This is a genomic window from Bartonella sp. AP58NXGY (assembly GCF_042195785.1).
Classification (GTDB): domain Bacteria; phylum Pseudomonadota; class Alphaproteobacteria; order Rhizobiales; family Rhizobiaceae; genus Bartonella.
Window position 1 is genome coordinate 1 of sequence record NZ_JBHIOY010000177.1, and the last position, 830, is coordinate 830.

Sequence of the window (830 nt, forward strand, 5' to 3'; positions counted from 1 at the left end):
AATCTCTTCCTCAAAAAGTAGAAGATAAAATATTTGAGAAAAAAGCAATACCAAAGACAGTTGTAAAGAAGCCATCTGTAAAGTCCGTGCGTTCGGTTGCCGCCAGACAGAGCGGCAGTACCGCAGGGCTTGAAAATATGGTGTTAATGGAGTGGTTAGCAAAGGTACAGTCGCAATTAGAACGGCAAAAAAATTATGTTGTAGGACAGCGTACTAGTCGAACAAAAGGAACGGTGAAATTAGAATTTAGGGTGCATGAGCGGGGGGGCATTTTTTCTAGCCGTGTCGTCGTTTCTGCTGGAGATCCAGAACTTGATCGATTGGCTATGGCAGCCCTTCAACGGGTTGGTTCTTTTCCTCCCCCTCCACCATCAAAAGTGAATAAAACGATCAGAGTATCCTTAATATTTAGCTGATTTTTATGGGGGGCTCTGTTTAGATAATATATTTATTTATAAAGGCTATTTATAATTTAAATGAAAGTTCAAATATATTTTTTCGAAATTTTTTTACATTGAAGCAATCAAAATCATCCGCGCTGACTTATGACACGAGTGAGGAAGAGCATGGATAAAAAAACTTTTTAAAAGCAGTCAATATATTTCTTATGAATGCTCTAAATGAAAGGGCTGTTGCAACGTTGGAAGTTAGGGGGGAATAGAACTATAGCTTTTATCAAATGAAGCTTAATTATGTCTAATAAAATTTTATGCCATTCGTGAGAATATTTTCATAATTACTTTTCAAGTATACAATGGTGAAATAGACTTAGAGACATTAAAATAAAAATAGGAATAAGAAACACATACTATTGAGGCTAGATATTCTGT

The 830-nt window shown here is 35.9% G+C and carries 1 protein-coding gene; it reads left to right on the forward strand.

Features of this window, described 5'->3' with window-relative positions:
* A partial coding sequence (locus ACFINC_RS10280) for an energy transducer TonB (protein WP_375617147.1) occupies positions 1-416 on the forward strand: 416 nt, incomplete at its 5' end.
* Positions 417-830 lie beyond the last annotated feature (414 nt).